The sequence below is a fragment of the Alexandriicola marinus genome (genome assembly GCF_004000435.1).
In the GTDB taxonomy this organism is placed as follows: domain Bacteria; phylum Pseudomonadota; class Alphaproteobacteria; order Rhodobacterales; family Rhodobacteraceae; genus Alexandriicola; species Alexandriicola marinus.
In genome coordinates, this window is sequence record NZ_RBVZ01000063.1 from 1 (window position 1) to 595 (window position 595).

At 59.7% G+C, this 595-nt stretch carries 1 protein-coding gene; it reads right to left on the bottom strand.

Features of this window, described 5'->3' with window-relative positions; genetic code table 11:
- Positions 1 to 26: 26 nt before the first annotated feature.
- Positions 27 to 401, bottom strand: a complete 375-nt coding sequence (locus EP376_RS22690; RefSeq protein WP_127657728.1) for a hypothetical protein — start codon at positions 399 to 401, stop codon at positions 27 to 29.
- Between the last annotated feature and the right edge of the window lie 194 nt (positions 402 to 595).

The window sequence follows — 595 nt, forward strand, 5'->3', positions numbered from 1 at the left end:
TGGCTAAGTGATCGTCCCGCCGGGCCCTAGCGGTTCAGATGCCGCACAGCCTCGAGCAGTTCCTCGACCGCCTGCTCAGCCGCCGCGAGTTTGATGGCAACCATCAGATCCTCGCGCCCCGCCATGGCCAAGAACGTGGCGAGCACCTCGTCGGAGTGGCGAGCCAGCGCGATCAGGTGCGCCCCGCTCGGACCGTAAGTACCCGAGAACCAGTTCTTCACCGTCTTCTCGTTTGCACCCGTCCAGGCCGCCACGGTCTTCACGCCCGCCCGACTATCTCCCAGCGACCGTTTCAACGCCGCCGCGATTTCTTCGACGAAGCCGCCTTTCGCGGGCTGCTCCGCTTTTCCATTATATCCGTTTTCCCTTGGAAAGAACTTGCCCTTTTTCGGAAACGACATTCCACCCTCCTTCGCTTTACATGGACGCGAAGAATTCAGCCGTTGATTCCGACGGGAGCGATGGATTTGCCTGGAATAATGAGGAGATACGCATGTGAGCGGTCGTTGGGCGACCCATTCCGATAAGCACGAGGTGCAGCCTGAAAAGGATGTGCCAGCCGTCGCCTATGTGCGGATGTCGACTGATCACCAAA

Excerpts from the sequence above, each read along its gene's own strand:
- EP376_RS22690 (WP_127657728.1), bottom strand. The coding sequence starts at position 401 with ATGTCGTTTCCGAAAAAGGGCAAGTTCTTTCCAAGGGAAAACGGATAT.